General features: G+C 46.3%; 14 protein-coding genes. 5 read left to right on the top strand and 9 right to left on the bottom strand.

Going from position 1 to position 17028, the window contains the following annotated elements:
- Window positions 1-286: 286 nt before the first annotated feature.
- Complete coding sequence (locus TW81_RS01275; RefSeq protein WP_045953914.1) at window positions 287-1846, top strand: SulP family inorganic anion transporter; 1560 nt, start codon at window positions 287-289, stop codon at window positions 1844-1846.
- Between the two features lie 64 nt (window positions 1847-1910).
- On the opposite strand, the gene rnd is transcribed toward TW81_RS01275, so the two are convergent.
- From rnd to TW81_RS01235, 8 genes are all read right to left on the bottom strand, one after another.
- Complete coding sequence (gene rnd, locus TW81_RS01270; RefSeq protein WP_045953913.1) at window positions 1911-3026, bottom strand: ribonuclease D; 1116 nt, start codon at window positions 3024-3026, stop codon at window positions 1911-1913.
- A gap of 103 nt (window positions 3027-3129) precedes the next feature.
- Window positions 3130-4818, bottom strand: coding sequence for a long-chain-fatty-acid--CoA ligase FadD (gene fadD, locus TW81_RS01265; RefSeq protein WP_045953912.1), 1689 nt, complete (start codon window positions 4816-4818; stop codon window positions 3130-3132).
- Between the two features lie 112 nt (window positions 4819-4930).
- Window positions 4931-5785: an alpha/beta fold hydrolase gene (locus TW81_RS01260; protein ID WP_045953911.1), complete on the bottom strand. Its 855-nt coding sequence runs from the start codon at window positions 5783-5785 to the stop codon at window positions 4931-4933.
- Between the two features lie 2 nt (window positions 5786-5787).
- Window positions 5788-6342 (bottom strand): Slp family lipoprotein, encoded by a 555-nt coding sequence (locus TW81_RS01255; protein WP_045953918.1) that lies wholly within the window; start codon window positions 6340-6342, stop codon window positions 5788-5790.
- A 22-nt stretch (window positions 6343-6364) separates the two neighbouring features.
- Complete coding sequence (locus TW81_RS01250) at window positions 6365-6667, bottom strand: hypothetical protein (protein WP_045953910.1); 303 nt, start codon at window positions 6665-6667, stop codon at window positions 6365-6367.
- A gap of 28 nt (window positions 6668-6695) precedes the next feature.
- The gene (gene tsaB / locus TW81_RS01245) at window positions 6696-7397 is read right to left on the bottom strand and encodes a tRNA (adenosine(37)-N6)-threonylcarbamoyltransferase complex dimerization subunit type 1 TsaB (protein WP_045953909.1); all 702 of its coding nucleotides are present in this window, start codon (window positions 7395-7397) and stop codon (window positions 6696-6698) included.
- Window positions 7398-7485: 88 nt separating this feature from the next.
- On the bottom strand, window positions 7486-9396 hold the full coding sequence (locus tag TW81_RS01240) for a DNA repair helicase YoaA (protein ID WP_045953908.1): 1911 nt from the start codon (window positions 9394-9396) through the stop codon (window positions 7486-7488).
- A 95-nt stretch (window positions 9397-9491) separates the two neighbouring features.
- Window positions 9492-9695: a hypothetical protein gene (locus TW81_RS01235; protein WP_045953907.1), complete on the bottom strand. Its 204-nt coding sequence runs from the start codon at window positions 9693-9695 to the stop codon at window positions 9492-9494.
- Window positions 9696-9890: 195 nt separating this feature from the next.
- On the opposite strand from TW81_RS01235, the gene purU reads away from it, so the two are divergent.
- Entirely contained in the window at window positions 9891-10724 is an 834-nt protein-coding gene (gene purU, locus TW81_RS01230; protein WP_045953906.1) for a formyltetrahydrofolate deformylase, read from the top strand.
- A 69-nt stretch (window positions 10725-10793) separates the two neighbouring features.
- Here the strand turns inward: purU and TW81_RS01225 are convergent, their stop codons facing one another.
- Window positions 10794-12797, bottom strand: coding sequence for an NADPH-dependent 2,4-dienoyl-CoA reductase (locus TW81_RS01225; RefSeq protein WP_156980882.1), 2004 nt, complete (start codon window positions 12795-12797; stop codon window positions 10794-10796).
- 207 nt (window positions 12798-13004) lie between these two features.
- On the opposite strand from TW81_RS01225, the gene sppA reads away from it, so the two are divergent.
- From sppA to TW81_RS01210, 3 genes are all read left to right on the top strand, one after another.
- Window positions 13005-14855 (top strand): signal peptide peptidase SppA, encoded by a 1851-nt coding sequence (gene sppA / locus TW81_RS01220; RefSeq protein WP_045953904.1) that lies wholly within the window; start codon window positions 13005-13007, stop codon window positions 14853-14855.
- A gap of 122 nt (window positions 14856-14977) precedes the next feature.
- Entirely contained in the window at window positions 14978-15994 is a 1017-nt protein-coding gene (ansA, locus tag TW81_RS01215) for an asparaginase (protein ID WP_045953903.1), read from the top strand.
- A gap of 145 nt (window positions 15995-16139) precedes the next feature.
- Window positions 16140-16970, top strand: coding sequence for a CPBP family intramembrane glutamic endopeptidase (locus TW81_RS01210; protein WP_045953902.1), 831 nt, complete (start codon window positions 16140-16142; stop codon window positions 16968-16970).
- Window positions 16971-17028 lie beyond the last annotated feature (58 nt).

Here is a 17028-nt window from a genome sequence, read left to right as displayed (position 1 = left end):
CTTAACTGACTGGCATTACTCTTAGCGAGGCTGTTTTTTTATGCCTATTGACCTAGCTGTTATCGTCGCAGTCGTCTTTCTTCTGACATAAATGCTGCCATGTATAGGTCACAATTATAGGTCAATGCCAGCATCAATCTTGAACTTAATCACACTTTTCGGTAGCATGCGACCACTCGAACTGAATTGTAACATTTAGTCTCTACGCTCTTTTACATTGCATTTGCCCTATGGCGACTAAATACCATTCAGACACCTTTTAAACACTTAGCCAAACTGAGCAAATATGTTTGAATTTCCCCAATTTTCTAAACACTCCGTAAAAAACGATGTGTTATCTGGCTTAACGGTCGCACTCGCACTCGTACCTGAAGCTGTCGCTTTCGCATTTGTTGCAGGCGTTGACCCTATGGTCGGCCTTTATGCCGCCTTTATCGTCGGTTTAATCACGTCTATTTTTGGTGGCCGTCCGGGAATGATTTCAGGTGCCACTGGCGCAATGGCGGTTGTTATGGTAACTCTGGTTGCTGCACATGGGGTACAATACCTCTTCGCCGCAATCATGTTGACGGGCATTCTTCAAATTGCAGCAGGTGTGTTCAAACTCGGCAAATTCATTCGCATTGTCCCGCACCCTGTTATGATAGGTTTTGTGAACGGCTTGGCGATTGTTATTTTCCTTGCTCAGCTCGGACAATTTAAGGCGGCCGATCTCACTGGCGCACTCACTTGGCTACCACAAGACCAGATGCTACTTATGCTCGGCCTTGTCGCTCTGACGATGGCAATCATTCACTTCTTGCCTAAGTTTACTACAGCGGTTCCTTCTTCACTTGTGGCGATCGTCACTGTGACTGCTTTAGTGGTGGGTTTAGATCTTGAAACTCGTACCGTTGTCGACTTCCTACGCACCATGTCGGGCAATGAGGCAGCAACCCTAGCAGGCTCCTTACCAACGTTCTCGATACCAACGGTACCACTAACATTGGAAACTCTGCAGATTATTCTGCCATATGCGATTATTCTTGCGGCGATTGGTTTGATTGAGTCGTTGCTGACATTGACTGTACTTGATGAGATGACCAACACACGTGGTCAGTCGAACCGTGAATGTATCGGCCAAGGCATGGCAAACATGACCTGTTCAGTATTTGGTGCTATGGGTGGCTGTGCGATGATTGGTCAATCGATGATCAACGTAAACTCAGGCGGTCGTGGTCGTCTATCGGGTATTGTTGCTGCTGTTGCACTGTTGATGTTCATTCTGTTTGCTTCGTCACTGATTGAAATGATACCGCTCGCCGCCCTTGTTGGCGTGATGTTCATGGTCGTGATTGGCACCTTCGAATGGGCGACGTTCAAACTGGCTCGCCGCGTACCTAAACAAGATTTCTTTGTTATTGTGCTGGTCACTGTGGTCACTGTTCTTACCGACCTTGCCATTGCGGTTTTCGTTGGTGTTATTGCATCAGCGCTGATGTTTGCTTGGCAGCACGCAAAACATATCTATGCCGATACCAGCCTCAATGCGGAAGGTTCAAAAGAGTACAAAATTCACGGACCGGTATTCTTTGGTTCCGTTGCCAACTTTTTAGAGATCTTTGATGCGCACAAAGACCCGGTTGATGTGATTGTGGATTTTGCCGACTCACGCGTAACCGATCACTCAGCGATTGAAGCGATCGAAACCTTAGCTGAGCGATACTCTGCACAAGGTAAAACGCTGCATCTACGTCACCTAAGTCCTGACTGTCGTAAACTACTTGATAAAGCAGGCAGCTTAGTTGAAATCAACGTCAAAGAAGATCCAAGCTATAAAGTCGCCACTGACGTGCTGGCTGGCTAATTAATCAAGCAGCAATAAGGGCTTCCATATGGAAGCCCTTATTGTTTATCTCAGCTTAACGGTATTAGAGCAGCTTATTGAGCTTTTCACCAAACAGTTCCAAGCGCCAACTTTGCATCACATCAGGTAACTTGGCTGGATCTCTATCTTTTTTCCATACCCAACTAATGAACTGGTTCAGTTGTTTCTTAGATGCCAAAAACTCCGTGGCTAAGCCACTTGTTTGGGAGGCGCGTTTCACTTCGTCTTTCAATATTTTGAACTTCTGCTTGTAGCCAGTCATATCCATAAGGCGCTCGATCTTATGTGGATACTCATCGACAGGAGTCTGTTTGGCCGATTTCACAATCGAAATAATTCGAGCACTGTGACGTTGAACGGAACGGTAATCCATCCCTTCTTGCTCCATCTGATGACGATTCTCAATACCGTATCTCGCTACCGTCAGTAAATCATTCTCTTTAAATACAAAGTTAAGTGCTAAATCACGGCGCAACGCTTCTTTTAAGCGCCACGTCGCGAGTGGCTTAAGGATCGCCAGTTCACTTGGTTTAAGCTGCCACGCACCTTTAACATCAAGATAGGCCATCTCAGGATTAACGACTTTAATCCGCTTAGCGGCAATTAAATCACTCTCTTGCTGAGCAGCTTCCCACCAACCAGCTTGGGTGATTTTTTCAAATAACTGTTCATAGAGGGGCTGTAAGTAGAAAACATCAGCGGCCGCGTATTCTAGTTGCTTTTCTGTTAATGGCCTTGCGAGCCAATCGGTACGTGATTCACTCTTATCAAGTTCAACACCAAGATAGTTTTCAACTAAGGCAGCAAAACCCGTTGATAACCCATGACCCAAGAATGCCGCCATAATTTGAGTATCGACCATAGGATAAGGTAAGCAACCAAAGCTGTTGTGAAACACTTCCAAATCTTCACCACAGGCATGCAGTACCTTAAGGACAGAGGTATCTTTAAGCAACTCAACAAAAGATGTCATATCCTCAATTATCGTTGGATCAATAAGGGAAAGATTCTGCCCATCAAAAAGCTGTATTAAGCCAAGTTGTGGATAGTAGGTTCGCGTGCGGACAAACTCTGTGTCCAACATGACAACATCAGCTTCTCTCGCATTGTGACAAACGGCATCAAGCTGCGCCGATTGGGTAATAATCTGATAATTCACTAACTTCTCACTATGAGCGATTGGTTGCGGCAATAAAAAATGCCGACTGGATATAGTCGGCATTCTATCATCAATCACTAAGTGATGCGTAACTCTCGTTAGGTTACTTCGACTTGGCTAGGTTGGCATCGTTTTCTTCACGCAACACGCGGCGCAGAATTTTACCTACGTTGGTTTTTGGTAGATCATCTTTAAATTCAACGATTTTAGGAATTTTGTAGCCCGTCAGATGTTCACGACAGTGAGCGATAATCTCTTCTTTAGTTAGGCTTGGGTCGCGCTTCACCACATAAATCTTAACTAACTCACCGGAAACCTCATGAGGTTGACCGATAGCCGCGACTTCAAGTACTTTGCCATGCAGCGCCACAACGTCTTCAATCTCATTTGGATAGACATTAAAGCCCGAGACAAGAATCATATCTTTCTTGCGGTCAACAATATGAATCAAGCCTTCATCATCAAACTTAACGATATCGCCAGTCGACAACCAACCTTCAGCATTGATCACTTCTTTGGTCGCTTCTGGGCGCTGCCAGTAACCTTGCATCACTTGAGGACCACGAACTTGAAGTTCGCCGACTTCGGTATTTGCTACTGGGTTGCCTTCATCGTCGACGATACGCACTTCAGTCGATGGTACTGGCAAACCGATTGCACCAGTATAATCAGTTAGGTCATAAGGGTTACCAGTTACCAGCGGTGAACACTCGGTCAAACCGTAACCTTCCAAAAGATGGATTCCCGTGGTCTTTTTCCATTGGTCAGCCACTCCTCGTTGAACCGCCATACCACCACCAACGGAAAGCTTGAGCTTGCTAAAATCAAGCTCATGGAAATCTTCATTGTTGACTAAGGCATTAAACAGCGTATTCACGCCAGTAATAGCGGTAAATGGATATTTCTGCAGCTCTTTGACAAAACCGGGAATATCACGTGGGTTGGTGATCAGCAGGTTCTGCGCACCTAGTTCGATAAACAGTAGGCAGTTGACCGTCAAAGCAAAGACATGGTAAAGCGGCAGAGCAGTCACCACCAATTCTCGGCCTTCTGACAATACAGGGCCATATGCACCCTCAGCCTGCAGAACATTGGCAATCATATTTCGATGAGTAAGGATTGCCCCTTTTGCCACACCAGTTGTACCGCCTGTGTACTGTAAGAACGCAATATCATCGCCAGACATAAATGGCTTCACATATTGTAAACGACGCCCATTATGCAAAGCTTTACGCATTGAAATAGCACCCGGTAGATCGTACTTAGGTACCATACCCTTAACGTACTTCACCACGAAATCGACAAGCGTACCCTTCGCGCGAGGTAGCATCTGACCAAGGCTAGTCAATACGACATGTTTGACTTGGGTATTATCGACGATTTGCTCGAGAGTGTTGGCGAAATTGGACACAATGACGATTGCTTTCGCACCAGAATCGTTCAACTGATGTTCTAATTCACGTGGTGTGTATAACGGGTTAACGTTAACGGCAATCAAACCGGCGCGTAGTACGCCAAAAAGCGCAACTGGGTATTGCAGCAAATTCGGCATCATAAGCGCGACACGATCGCCCTTTTGTAGCTTTAGCTCATTTTGCAAGTAAGCCGCAAATGCTCGGCTACGCTCTTCCAGTTTGCGGAACGTCATCACCGAGCCCATATTCATAAATGCGGGCTGGTCAGCGTATTTTTGTACCGACTGTTCAAACATTTCCACCAATGATGGATATTTATCTGGATCGATCTGCTCCGGCACATCTTCTGGATAGCGTGATAACCAAGGTTTATCCACGGTAAAACTCCTCGAAATTAACTGGCTGTCATCTAAATGAAAAGCTCTATTTTCAACGTTGTCTATTACAGCACAGGCAAAGCACTTGAGCACGAAAGTCTCAAACACTTGTTTAAATTTTGTTAACTAAACCAAAAATTAGGTTAGATACTCTAACTGGGGATTGCAGGTGACAATGATGACCACCTTCGACTCGTTCAAATTGAATCGATTGTGAGTCATCACGTTGAAACAATTGCAAATAAGAAAACCCTTGCTGACCTAAGATGACCTTCTGTGGGCAAGTCACATGTTGGCGAAATGACTCAGCATGTTCGAGCGACATCCGATAAAGTGACTGACTTTGCAGCTTCACATCGTGGCGCCAAACCCAACCAGACTGATAGGCTTTAAGTCCGCGCAACACAATAGGCGCTATAAGTTCTGGGTCAATTTGGTTGACCTTTGCACGCCTCTCAATCGCTTCTTGCTTGGTTTGCATAACACGGACCGGTTTTCTGCGGATTCTCTGTCGACTGAGCAATCCTTCCCTCAATCGCGAAGTGGTCTGTTGTGACGTTTCGCCCAGAGGCCCATACCCCTCGATCTGAACTAAGCCACTGACTTGTTCAGGGAAGGCGGCACTATAACAACTTGCAATCAAAGCACCAAGAGAATGACCAACCAGAACTAACCTGTTTGGCGATAACTTAGCCAAAAGCTGATAAACATCGTCTATATAGTCATGAAATGGATAAAAATTGCTGGATTCCTTGTGACTTGAGAGTCCGTGACCCGGTAAATCTATGGCGCATAGGTGCCAATCAGGATTCAGTTGGTGAAGAGCTGCTAGTACAGATTCAAAACTTGCCGCGTTATCTAACCAACCGTGCAAAAAAACGACCGAGATATCGGCCGTTTGAATTTTTCCATACTCTATCGTCGCGATATAGCCATCAGCGAGCTGATGTTGTTGTTCATAGCGCATGATTATTTTACTTCTTGTATCACTTTGCCCTGCTTAGTGCCGTAGCGGATATCATTGCAGAACATTCCTAAACATGGCTGCATGTAGCTGCCAAAGTCGTGAATAATCACGCGCTCTTCAATACGCCATAGATGGAAGCCCGTCGCTTTGATTACCGGAAAATCGTAAACGTAGTCTCCAACCTTAGCTTGCTCTCGTCCCTGACTGTCACCAAGCAGAGAAACTAACCTACCCGACGACAAGGTCATTGGATCGGCAAAGCCATCAACGTAAGCCACAAAGCGACCATTTGGCTCTTGGTTGATGTCTGGCTTACCTGACGAACTGATGGGCAGATTGACCACCTCAATCCGAGTTTGAGTCGCGAGATTTTTAACATCGGCAATTAAACCGCCAAGTCTCACCTGCACTTTCTGATCGTCAAGAGATTGCCAAACCTGATAATCGGTCACCAGATTTGGGTTATCAGTTGTGAGATTTTCAGGCAGAGAACTGCATGCCGATAACAAAATGCCAGCCGCCAGTACATACCCACATCGAACCATTCTATGAATCATAAGCGTTTGTAAAAGAGTGAGATTAGATATAAATATCGACACCAAGCAGCTGTGAAAGTTCATCACGCTTAGCTTGATTCATCACGCCCATATACTCCTCCATTGCTTTACGACTGCGGCCTTCGGGGAGATCATATTGGACTTGTGCTTTATGAATATCAGATTCACTGACATGACGAATAGAGTGCGCCACCGCATTGGCCACCTTAGTCGGCTGGCTAACGGATGCTTTATCTTCAGACTTTTTAACCTCATTCTTTCTATTGGCCTTGTTGGCCCGATTGGGGCCGGGGACCGAAGGAGGTAATCCGTTGATTGATACCATGCTATTCGTCTACACCTTACTCATCCAATTATTCTCGACCTGGCAGTTTTTTCCACGCAACGGTATCACGAAGGTAAACCGGACTGGCCTCTTCTGCGTCAACCGTATTGCCTTTGGCGAACTCGATCTTAGCAAGTTGGACAATATCCTCCGCATCTGGGAACAAAACTTCGCTTTTTTGGGTGTTAAACTTCACCTCTGCAAGCTGCGCACTATACGCATCCCAGCCCGTTCCAGCCATAAACCATAATTGTTCATCAGTGACGCTTTCGTCCGCTACCAATTGTGGCGGCATAACACATTCCGCATCCGCTGCTGTCCAAGTGCCATCATCTTGACGGGCAAAACGTCCCCAGTAAACTTCACTCATACGCGCGTCAATCGCAGTTGCTACATGGCTTACAGCGTGTTTGCGATACACTCCTTGCGCCATCGCTTCGAGGGTAGAGACACCAATCATGGGTAAATCTGCACCAAAGGCTAAACCTTGTGCAATACCAATGCCAATTCTAACGCCAGTAAAGCTTCCCGGCCCACGTCCAAAGGCAAGCGCATCCAGATCGCTCAACCCCATGCCCGCTTCTTTTAACACTTCGTCCACCATTGGAAGAACTTTCTTGGTGTGGTCTCTCGGTGCCACTTCACTGCGTACGTATACTTTGTCGTCAACTAAAAGAGCAACGGAACAGTTCTCGGTTGCTGTATCTAGAGCAAGGATCTTTACACTCATTGATATCTCTGGTTATTCGTTGGTAGTCAATATGGTTAGTTTGCTCGCCTTTAGCTAGGTATCAAATACCAAGTCACGCTAGCAATGATTATTTGTGTTCGAGAAAGTCTTGTACCACGGACAAATCACGAGTACGCGGTATCGGCGGTAAGCTCGCGAGGAAAACGCCGCCATAATCACGAGTCACGAGGCGATTATCACAAATAATCAACGCCCCTTTATCTTTCTTATCTCGAATCAGCCGCCCGACCCCCTGCTTTAGAGTGATCACAGCATCCGGTATTTGTACCTGAGCAAAGGGATCGCCCCCTTTAAGCTGACAATCTTCTATCCGCGCTTTTAACAACGGGTCATCGGGTGCGGTAAACGGCAATTTGTCGATGATAACACAGCTCAGCGCATCACCTCTAACGTCTATGCCTTCCCAAAATGCTCCGGTCGCCACCAGCAGCGCATTGCCAAGCTCCATAAATTCTGTCAGGGTTTTCTGCTTGCTGGTTTCCCCTTGCATAAGTACGGGTACGCTGAGTCTCTCTCTAAAGCGCTCAGCAAGATCTTTCATCATGCTGTGTGAGGTACAAAGGAAAAAGCATCGCCCTTGGTTTTGCTCAATGATCGGGGTCAGCATCTTAACCAGTTTATCTGCCAAGCCTGGGCTATTGGGTTCAGGCAAATAACGAGGAACACAAAGACGAGCTTGAGTTTGATAGTCAAACGGACTCAGCAATGACATTTGCGCCTGAGGCTTTAATCCAAGGCGCGAGGTAAAATGGCCAAAGTCGTCATTAACGGCCAGTGTCGCGGAAGTAAATATCCACGCGCCCTGTTTAAGTTCTATCTGTTCATGGAATTTATCGGCAACACTCAGCGGAGTAATGTGCAAGCTAAAATGACGCGGCGTGGTTTCATACCAATAAGAGTAACCTGTTATCGAGACATCACAGACACGATTGAGGCGCGCTTTAATCATGTTCGCTCGTTCAAATGCGCTATCTAGAATCTGGCTACGACCTAAGGCTAATTTGAGCACCTCAATCACAAAGTCGAGATCGTCTTCTAGCCGTCTTAACTCACGGCCGATCGAGGGTGATGTCACGGCTTCGCGCCAGTTACCACGAAAACCTGGCTCGCCCAATACAATTCTTAAATCCATCGCCGTTTGATAGAGTTTTTCACCCGCTTTTTGCAACTGACGCATATCTTTCGCTTCAGTGCGATAGGCAATTTCGATGTCTTTGCTCAGCTCTTGTATTTGGCGACTAGACAACGACTGACCAAAATATTGGCTCGCTATATCAGGAAGTTGATGCGCTTCATCAAACACGAAGACTTCTGCTTCAGGGATCAACTCACCAAACCCGGTCTCTTTTATGGCTAAGTCGGCTAAAAAAAGATGGTGGTTGACCACGACGATGTCGGCATCCATCGCTTTCTTACGTGCTTTAAGCACAAAGCAGTCTTGATAGCTCGGACACTCCTTACCCAGACAATTATCATTGGTCGAGGTGATGGTCGGTATCACAATGCTGTCTTCAGCAATCGCGTCGCAATCCCCCAAATCTCCCGTTTTGGTCTCAGATGACCAACTGCGCACCTTAACCAACTGGCTAAGCAAGGTTGGATCGGCACTTTGATTGTGACTCTCAACCATCTGACGACTCAAACGGTCCAAACACAAATAGTTGGCTCGCCCTTTGAGCAACGCAACCTGACCATAAAAACCGAGTGCGTTGACCATTAAAGGCAAGTCGCGGTGAAATAACTGTTCTTGCAGGTTTTTGGAGCCAGTGCTGATAATGGTTTTTTTACCACTCAGAAGCGCTGGTACTAAATAGGCGAAGGTTTTTCCCGTTCCCGTTCCCGCTTCAACGACAACCTGACTCTGAGATTTGATGGCACTGGCTACCGCCTCAGCCATATCGAGCTGCGCTTGTCGTGGCTGAAATCCAGGAATCGCTTTACCCAGCGCCCCTTCGGAGGAAAAGGTCTTTGAAATCATGCGCAACAGAAGAGTTAAATAAAGGGGGGAGAGATTATGGCAGTTTTTGCAGCAAGGCGCGAATGAGATTTTCGCGCCTAAGCAATCCTGTAGGATTAGCGTTTATGAAGGTAGCGACTTAGCCAAGCTGGGCCAGAAAAGTCTTGCTGTTGATCATCCATCATGGCACGCGCTGCTTCGCTTGGGGAGGCGCGGTTCTCCCACATTTCACCTAATATCTCTTCGTCTAATGTTTTACCACCGGTTAAGGCACTTACTCGCTCACAATACAACTTACGGGCTAATAGCTCTTTATCCATACATACCACCTAAAGACACGCTAAGAGAACATTGCTTCCGCAAATAACCTCAGCCAAACGGTTAACTCAGATTATTTGTTGAAACCAACTCGATATTAGTTTAATTGTAGCTTCAATACTGCGGGTGAGCTCACCGTTCGGCTGCCTGTAAAAATTTCACAATACAAAAAAATAATTCACGGAAGTTTGAACCTAATGGAAAAAAAAATACTGCTGACACACTGCACTGATGCCCCTGGTCTTATTTCGAAGATCACTAATATTTGTTACAAGCACCAACTTAATATCGTTCACAACAATGAGTTTGTTGATAACACCAGCGGCCACTTCTTTATGCGTACCGAGCTTGAGGGCTATTTCAACGACGAAACGTTTTTAGCCGATCTTGACCAAGCTTTGCCTCAGGGTGCAAAACGCAAACTGATGGGGTCTGATCGCAAACGCGTCGTCATACTGGTGACTAAAGAAGCCCACTGTTTGGGTGACATTTTAATGAAGAACTATGATGGCAGCTTAGATGTCGATATTGCAGCGGTCATAGGCAACTACGACACACTGCAAAGTCTCACCGAAAGATTTGATATTCCATATCACCACGTTTCTCATGAAGGACTGAATCGCGAAGAGCACGAAAAGAAAATGCTCGAAGTGATTGAACCGTACCAAGCCGATTACTTGGTGCTTGCGAAGTATATGCGAGTGCTGACACCCTCATTTGTTGAAAAGTACCACCATAAAATCATTAACATCCACCATAGCTTCCTCCCAGCATTTATTGGCGCTAAACCATACCAGCAAGCTTATGAGCGCGGTGTAAAAATCATTGGTGCGACGGCGCACTTTGTTACCAACGACCTCGATGAAGGGCCAATCATCAAGCAAGATGTGATTCCTGTTGACCATAATTTTAGCGCTCAAGATATGGCGCAAGCAGGCCGTGACGTTGAGAAGAACGTACTCAGCAAAGCACTGAACAAGGTGTTGAACGATCACGTTTTTGTCTACGGCAACAAGACGGTTATTCTATAATTTAGCCTCTGACTAAAAGACAAAAGGTCTCTAATTTAGAGACCTTTTTCATATCTAACCTAGGTTTACTTACAGTTTAACCGCAAGCTCGACCCCCTGCTTGATTGCCCTTACAGCGTCGAGTTCCCCCGCATAATCCGCACCACCAATCACATGCAGTTTATCGCCCAGTAGATTCCATTGGCTTTCAAATGGACGAACAGACTCTTGACCAGCGCAGATCACCACGGTATCTGCCTCAAGCAATTGCGATTTATCGTCAATACTTATGTGCAAACCTTGCTGATCAATTTTGTCGTAACTCACACCACCAAGGAGATTAACGCCACGCTTTTCCAAAGTTCGCTTATGAATCCAACCCGTTGTTTTACCAGGACCTTTACCTACGCGTCCTTTACTACGTTGCAGTACCCATACGGTTTTGTCGCTCAATGAATCTGGGTATGGGAACAACCCACCAGGATGTGAGATTTCTTTATCAATGCCCCATTCGTGTAGCCAATCATCCAGATTGTGCCCAGTTGGCTCAGTTAGCATGGTTGCCACATCAACACCTATACCACCAGCACCAACTATGGCTACTTTGTTACCAACATAGGTTTTCTCTTTGATCAAGGTTTGGTAGTCGACCACTTTCTCCGGTGTATCAATACCTTCAATATTGACTTTACGCGGCTCTACCCCTGAAGCCATGACCACTTCATCATACTCGGCGAGCAAATCGTAATTGGCATCCGTTTCTAGGTGCAGCTTGACACCCGTTTCGTCAATACGATTGGCAAAGTAACGAATGGTCTCGCGAAATTCTTCTTTGCCCGGAATTTGCATCGCCAAACGGAATTGACCGCCAATTCGGTCATTACGCTCAAAGAGGTCAACGTGATGCCCTCTTTCCGCCAACGTGGTTGCACAGGCTAAACCAGCTGGCCCCGCGCCAACCACGGCAATATTCTTTTTCACCTCTGTAGGTGTCACCACCAGCTCAGTCTCTCGACAGGCGAGTGGGTTGACCAAACACCCTGCACGCTTACCTTTGAACACATTGTCAAGACACGCTTGGTTACAGCCAATACAGGTATTGATCATCTGTGAGCGATTCTGCTCTGCTTTAACCACAAAGTGCGGATCAGCAAGGAATGGTCGTGCCATTGACACCATATCAGCATGGCCATTAGCGAGAATTTTTTCTGCCTCTTCAGGCGTGTTAATACGATTACAAGTGACGATAGGCACATTAACATGTGGGCGAACCTTCTCGGTTACCCAAGTAAAAGCACCGCGAGGCACCTGAGTGGCTATGGTCGGAATGCGCGCTTCATGCCAGCCGATACCTGTATTAATAATCGTAACGCCCGCTTTTTCGAGCTCTTGAGCCAACATTACCACTTCGTCAAACGTGCTGCCTTCTTCAACAAGATCGAGCATAGATAACCGGAAAATAATGATGAACTCTTTACCTGCCGCTTGCCGAATCGCTTTAACGACCTCAAGCGGAAAACGAATACGGTTTTCGTAGCTGCCACCCCATTCGTCGTAGCGAGTATTAGTACGCTTACAAATGAACTGGTTGAGCAGATAGCCTTCAGAGCCCATCACTTCAACGCCATCGTAGCCCGCTTGCTGAGCTAAAGCGGCACTGTTAGCGAACGCATCAATTGTTTTATTAATTTGGCGCGTGCTCATTTCACTTGGTGCGAAACGCGAAATTGGCGCTTTAATCGCCGAGGCACTTTGAGAAAATGGGTGCATCGCATAGCGACCCGCGTGAAGGAGCTGTAACGCGATCTTACCACCATGTTTGTGAACAGCCTTGGTAACAACTTGATGCGCTTTAGCGTGTTTGGACTTACTAAATTCTGCGCTAAATGGATGGAGGCGACCACGCAAGTTAGGAGAAAAACCTCCAGTTACAATCAGGCCAACACCCCCTTTTGCACGCTCTTCGTAAAACGCAGCGAGCTTACCAAGCCCCTCTTTATGCTCTTCCAATCCGGTGTGCATTGACCCCATCAACACGCGATTGCGTAATTGGGTAAATCCTAGATCCAATGGCTGTAGTAAGTTTGGGTACATGGTAGACATCGCTATACTCTTTATTATTGTGGTCAGACCACAATACGAAGGCACTAAATAAAAATCAAACACCTGTTTACATTTTTGTAACACCGATCAATCTTCTGGTTGTGCGGGTATACTAGTTTAAGTAGGATGGAGCCTATCTGAACGAAATAGCGCTTAGAGCAGACGGTCTTAGTCTGCAGAGTCTAGAGCGGAGAAAAAATGAAAAATATATTCAAATTCGTTGGCTTGTTTTTTAAAGGGATTTGGAAACTAATCACCTTTATCAGGCTTGCCCTCGTCAACTTTATCTTTTTGGCTAGTATCGCAATCATTTACTTCATATACACGAGTGCGGAAACACCTACGCCTTCCGTTCCAACAGAGTCAGCACTGATCCTCAATATTTCTGGCCCTATCGTTGAACAATCCACCTATGTCAATCCAATGGATTCTTTAACTGGCTCCATCTTTGGTCAGAATCTGCCGAAAGAAAACGTACTGTTCGACATTGTTGAAACCATTCGTCATGCCAAAGATGACAACAAAGTTAGCGGCATTGTATTGGCACTGCGCGATATGCCGGAAACCAACCTGACTAAGTTGCGTTATATCGCCAAGGCACTCAATGAGTTCAAAACCTCGGGTAAGCCAGTTTACGCCGTAGGCGATATGTACAATCAAAGTCAGTACTACCTGGCGAGCTACGCAGACAAAATCTTCCTCGCGCCAGACGGTGCAGTGATGCTCAAAGGCTACAGTGCATACAGCTTGTACTACAAAACCCTGCTTGAGAACCTAGACGTCAATACCCATGTCTTCCGCGTCGGTACATACAAATCCGCGATTGAACCTTTTGTCCGTGACGATATGTCTGACGCAGCAAAAGAGTCAGCCTCACGTTGGCTTGGTCAACTATGGGGAGCTTACGTCGATGATGTGGCGACCAACCGCCAGCTAGATCCACAAGCTCTTACGCCTGATATGGATGAGTTTTTGGCGCTGCTAAAACAGAACAACGGTGACTTAGCAGCCCTTTCTCTAAATGTTGGCCTCGTTGATGAGCTCGCTACACGCCAGCAAGTGCGCAAGCAGTTAATCGATGTCTTTGGCAGTAACGGGGACGATAGCTACAACTATATCGATTACTATGAATATCAACCGACAATGACTCCTAATTTCGATATGTCAGCCCATGATATCGCCGTCGTCGTCGCAAGTGGCGCGATTATGGATGGGTCACAGCCGCGCGGAACCGTGGGCGGTGATACCGTAGCGGCATTGCTGCGTCAGGCGCGCAATGATGACAAAGTAAAAGCAGTGGTTCTTCGTGTTGATAGCCCCGGCGGAAGTGCCTTCGCTTCAGAAGTCATTCGTAATGAAGTGGATGCATTAGAACAGGCGGGTAAGCCTGTTGTCGTTTCTATGTCTAGCCTTGCTGCCTCTGGTGGTTACTGGATTTCTATGAGTGCAGACAGCATTGTTGCGCAGCCGACAACGTTAACAGGGTCGATTGGCATCTTTAGCGTGGTCACCACATTCGAGAAAGGACTTAACAAATTGGGCGTCTATACCGACGGTGTCGGTACGTCACCGTTTTCTGATGTTGGACTTACCACTGGCTTATCAGAAGGTGCTGCACAAGCATTCCAAATGGGTATCGAACATGGCTACAGCCGTTTCATTGGTCTGGTCAGCCAATCTCGTGACATCCCACTAGATAAAGTCGATGAAGTTGCCCAAGGTCGAGTCTGGACAGGTCAAGATGCGCTCAAATTTGGACTGATTGACAAAATTGGCGACTTTGATGATGCAGTGGAACTAGCTGCTAAGCTGGCCAATATTGACAGCCATAACCTGTACTGGGTAGAAGAGCCATTGACGCCAGCGCAGCAATTCATTCAAGACTTCATGAATCAGGTCAGCGCGTCATTCGGTATTGACGTGACGGCACTGCTGCCACAAGCACTGCAGCCCGTTGCCGCACAAGTAATACAAGATGCGGGCATGCTACAAAGCTTTAATGATCCCAAAGGACATTATGCCTTCTGCTTAAATTGTCAAACCCAGTAGCAGCCCTAACTTGATCTAGCTATTCAAAAGGGGGATTCCTGTGCAGGATCCCCCTTTTTATCGGGCTAGATTAATATATAATTCCACGCTCTGTTCCCCCTACATTTAACTGGTTTTACACAATGGCAAGAAAACATATTTATATCGCCTACACTGGCGGTACCATTGGTATGCAAAAATCACATGACCACGGCTACGTGCCTGTCGCTGGGTTTATGGAAAAACAACTCGCAAGCATGCCAGAGTTCCATCGACCAGAAATGCCTGAGTTTACCATTCATGAGTACGACCCTCTTATTGACTCATCAGACATGACGCCAGCTGATTGGCAGCAAATTGCTGACGATATTCGCGGCAACTACAATAAGTATGATGGCTTCGTGATCCTCCATGGTACCGACACTATGGCATACACAGCTTCTGCGCTCTCGTTTATGCTTGAGAACCTTGGTAAGCCAGTTATTGTGACAGGTTCACAGATCCCGCTAGCTGAACTGCGCTCAGATGGTCAGGCAAACCTCTTAAATGCTCTGCACATTGCCGCTAACTACCCGATCAATGAAGTGACGTTATTCTTCAACAACAAATTAATGCGCGGTAATCGCAGTACAAAATCTCATGCTGATGGCTTCAACGCCTTCACTTCGCCTAACCTTCCACCACTACTGGAAGCTGGTATCAACATTCAAATCAGTAGTGATGTTGAGGTCGATGCTAAGCCTAAAGGCGAATTTAAAGTGCATGATATTACGCCGCAGCCCATCGGCGTAATTACCATGTACCCTGGCATCTCCCACGAGGTTATACGCAATACGTTACTTCAGCCGGTAAACGCAATGATTTTGCTTACCTTTGGCGTTGGAAACGCACCACAAAACCCAGAGCTGCTGCATCATCTAAAAGATGCCTCTGAGCGAGGTGTAATCGTGGTCAACCTAACCCAATGTTTGGCAGGTAAAGTGAACATGGGTGGCTACGCGACAGGCTGTGCCCTAGCTGAGGCCGGCGTTATTAGCGGTTACGACATGACACCAGAAGCGGCGTTGGCAAAACTGCACTATTTGCTGAGCCAAGGACTTAGCTACGACCAAGTAAAGATAAAAATGCAGCAAGTTTTGCGCGGCGAGATGTCGATATAACACCATATCTTCAAGAAATTTTACTGATAAAAAGTCGACATTTTGTCGACTTTTTCTTTTCATTTCAGTGCTCTGATTAGATGAGCTTGTTCGTACTTACTATTCAGTTCATCATACGCTTTTCAATCGCAATCAATTCCACCTTATGCACATTGATCATTCTATATGGGTTTGGCTTCTATTAAGCGCTTCCATTCTGGCCGCATTCCTTAGAGCATACACAGCCTCATTGAGTTTGCTTGCTGCAACTCTTCTCGGTGGCTTTATAGCCAGTGTATTATCGCCCCAAGGCTTGATTATCGTTGTTACCTTTTTAGCAGGTACTTACTACCTCAAAGACAAGCCCTCGCTGCCACCAGTAATACTCTCCACTGTAATCATCATTGGGAGCCTCGCACTCTTTCTACATTTGGTGCCTGGTTTTAGCAATCCGCAAGTACTTCAAAACGTGCAAACTGGCCCTCTGAGTGCAAATTTCAACATGTATTTGAACCTAGACAAACCACTGGCCTTCTTCGCCCTTCTTTTGGCTTTCCCAGCTTTATTAGGAGAAAGCTGCAAAGTCAATTATCGATCTGTACTGTTGATATCAATCCCACTGTTCGCTTTACTGCCTATTGCGTCACTGCTTGGAGCTATCAAACCTGAGTTCTCTCTTCCCAACTGGTGGTGGTTGTTCGCCTTCAACAATCTATTATTTACCTGTGTCGCTGAAGAAGCCCTGTTCCGCGGTTTTATCCAACAAAAGTTAACGAATAAGTATGGTGCCTATATCGGCGTTGTGGTCGCGAGTCTGTTATTTGCATTAGCACACTTTGCTGGCGGCCCACTACTAATTGTTTTCGCTTCGCTAGCTGGGCTTGGCTACGGCCTGATCTTCCTTACAACTGGAAGATTATGGGCTGCAGTTTTGGTACATTTTCTTTTTAACTTCAGTCACTTGCTCTTCTATACCTACCCAACTCTTCGTGGGTAATAAGCAGATACAAAAAAGCCAGCTCACTTGAACTGGCTTTTTGGTGCTTATTTGATGA

The sequence above is a fragment of the Vibrio galatheae genome (assembly GCF_000967545.1).
GTDB lineage: Bacteria > Pseudomonadota > Gammaproteobacteria > Enterobacterales > Vibrionaceae > Vibrio > Vibrio galatheae.
Note: the sequence above shows the minus strand (reverse complement) of the source record. Positions and strands in the feature narration are given on the sequence as shown.

Excerpts from the sequence above, each read along its gene's own strand:
- TW81_RS01255 (WP_045953918.1), bottom strand. The coding sequence starts at position 6,342 with ATGATTCATAGAATGGTTCGATGTGGGTATGTACTGGCGGCTGGCATT.
- TW81_RS01225 (WP_156980882.1), bottom strand. The coding sequence starts at position 12,797 with ATGTACCCAAACTTACTACAGCCATTGGATCTAGGATTTACCCAATTA.
- purU (WP_045953906.1), top strand. The coding sequence starts at position 9,891 with ATGGAAAAAAAAATACTGCTGACACACTGCACTGATGCCCCTGGTCTT.
- TW81_RS01240 (WP_045953908.1), bottom strand. The coding sequence starts at position 9,396 with ATGATTTCAAAGACCTTTTCCTCCGAAGGGGCGCTGGGTAAAGCGATT.
- TW81_RS01250 (WP_045953910.1), bottom strand. The coding sequence starts at position 6,667 with ATGGTATCAATCAACGGATTACCTCCTTCGGTCCCCGGCCCCAATCGG.
- TW81_RS01275 (WP_045953914.1), top strand. The coding sequence starts at position 287 with ATGTTTGAATTTCCCCAATTTTCTAAACACTCCGTAAAAAACGATGTG.
- ansA (WP_045953903.1), top strand. The coding sequence starts at position 14,978 with ATGGCAAGAAAACATATTTATATCGCCTACACTGGCGGTACCATTGGT.
- TW81_RS01210 (WP_045953902.1), top strand. The coding sequence starts at position 16,140 with ATGCACATTGATCATTCTATATGGGTTTGGCTTCTATTAAGCGCTTCC.
- sppA (WP_045953904.1), top strand. The coding sequence starts at position 13,005 with ATGAAAAATATATTCAAATTCGTTGGCTTGTTTTTTAAAGGGATTTGG.
- TW81_RS01235 (WP_045953907.1), bottom strand. The coding sequence starts at position 9,695 with ATGGATAAAGAGCTATTAGCCCGTAAGTTGTATTGTGAGCGAGTAAGT.
- tsaB (WP_045953909.1), bottom strand. The coding sequence starts at position 7,397 with ATGAGTGTAAAGATCCTTGCTCTAGATACAGCAACCGAGAACTGTTCC.
- TW81_RS01260 (WP_045953911.1), bottom strand. The coding sequence starts at position 5,785 with ATGCGCTATGAACAACAACATCAGCTCGCTGATGGCTATATCGCGACG.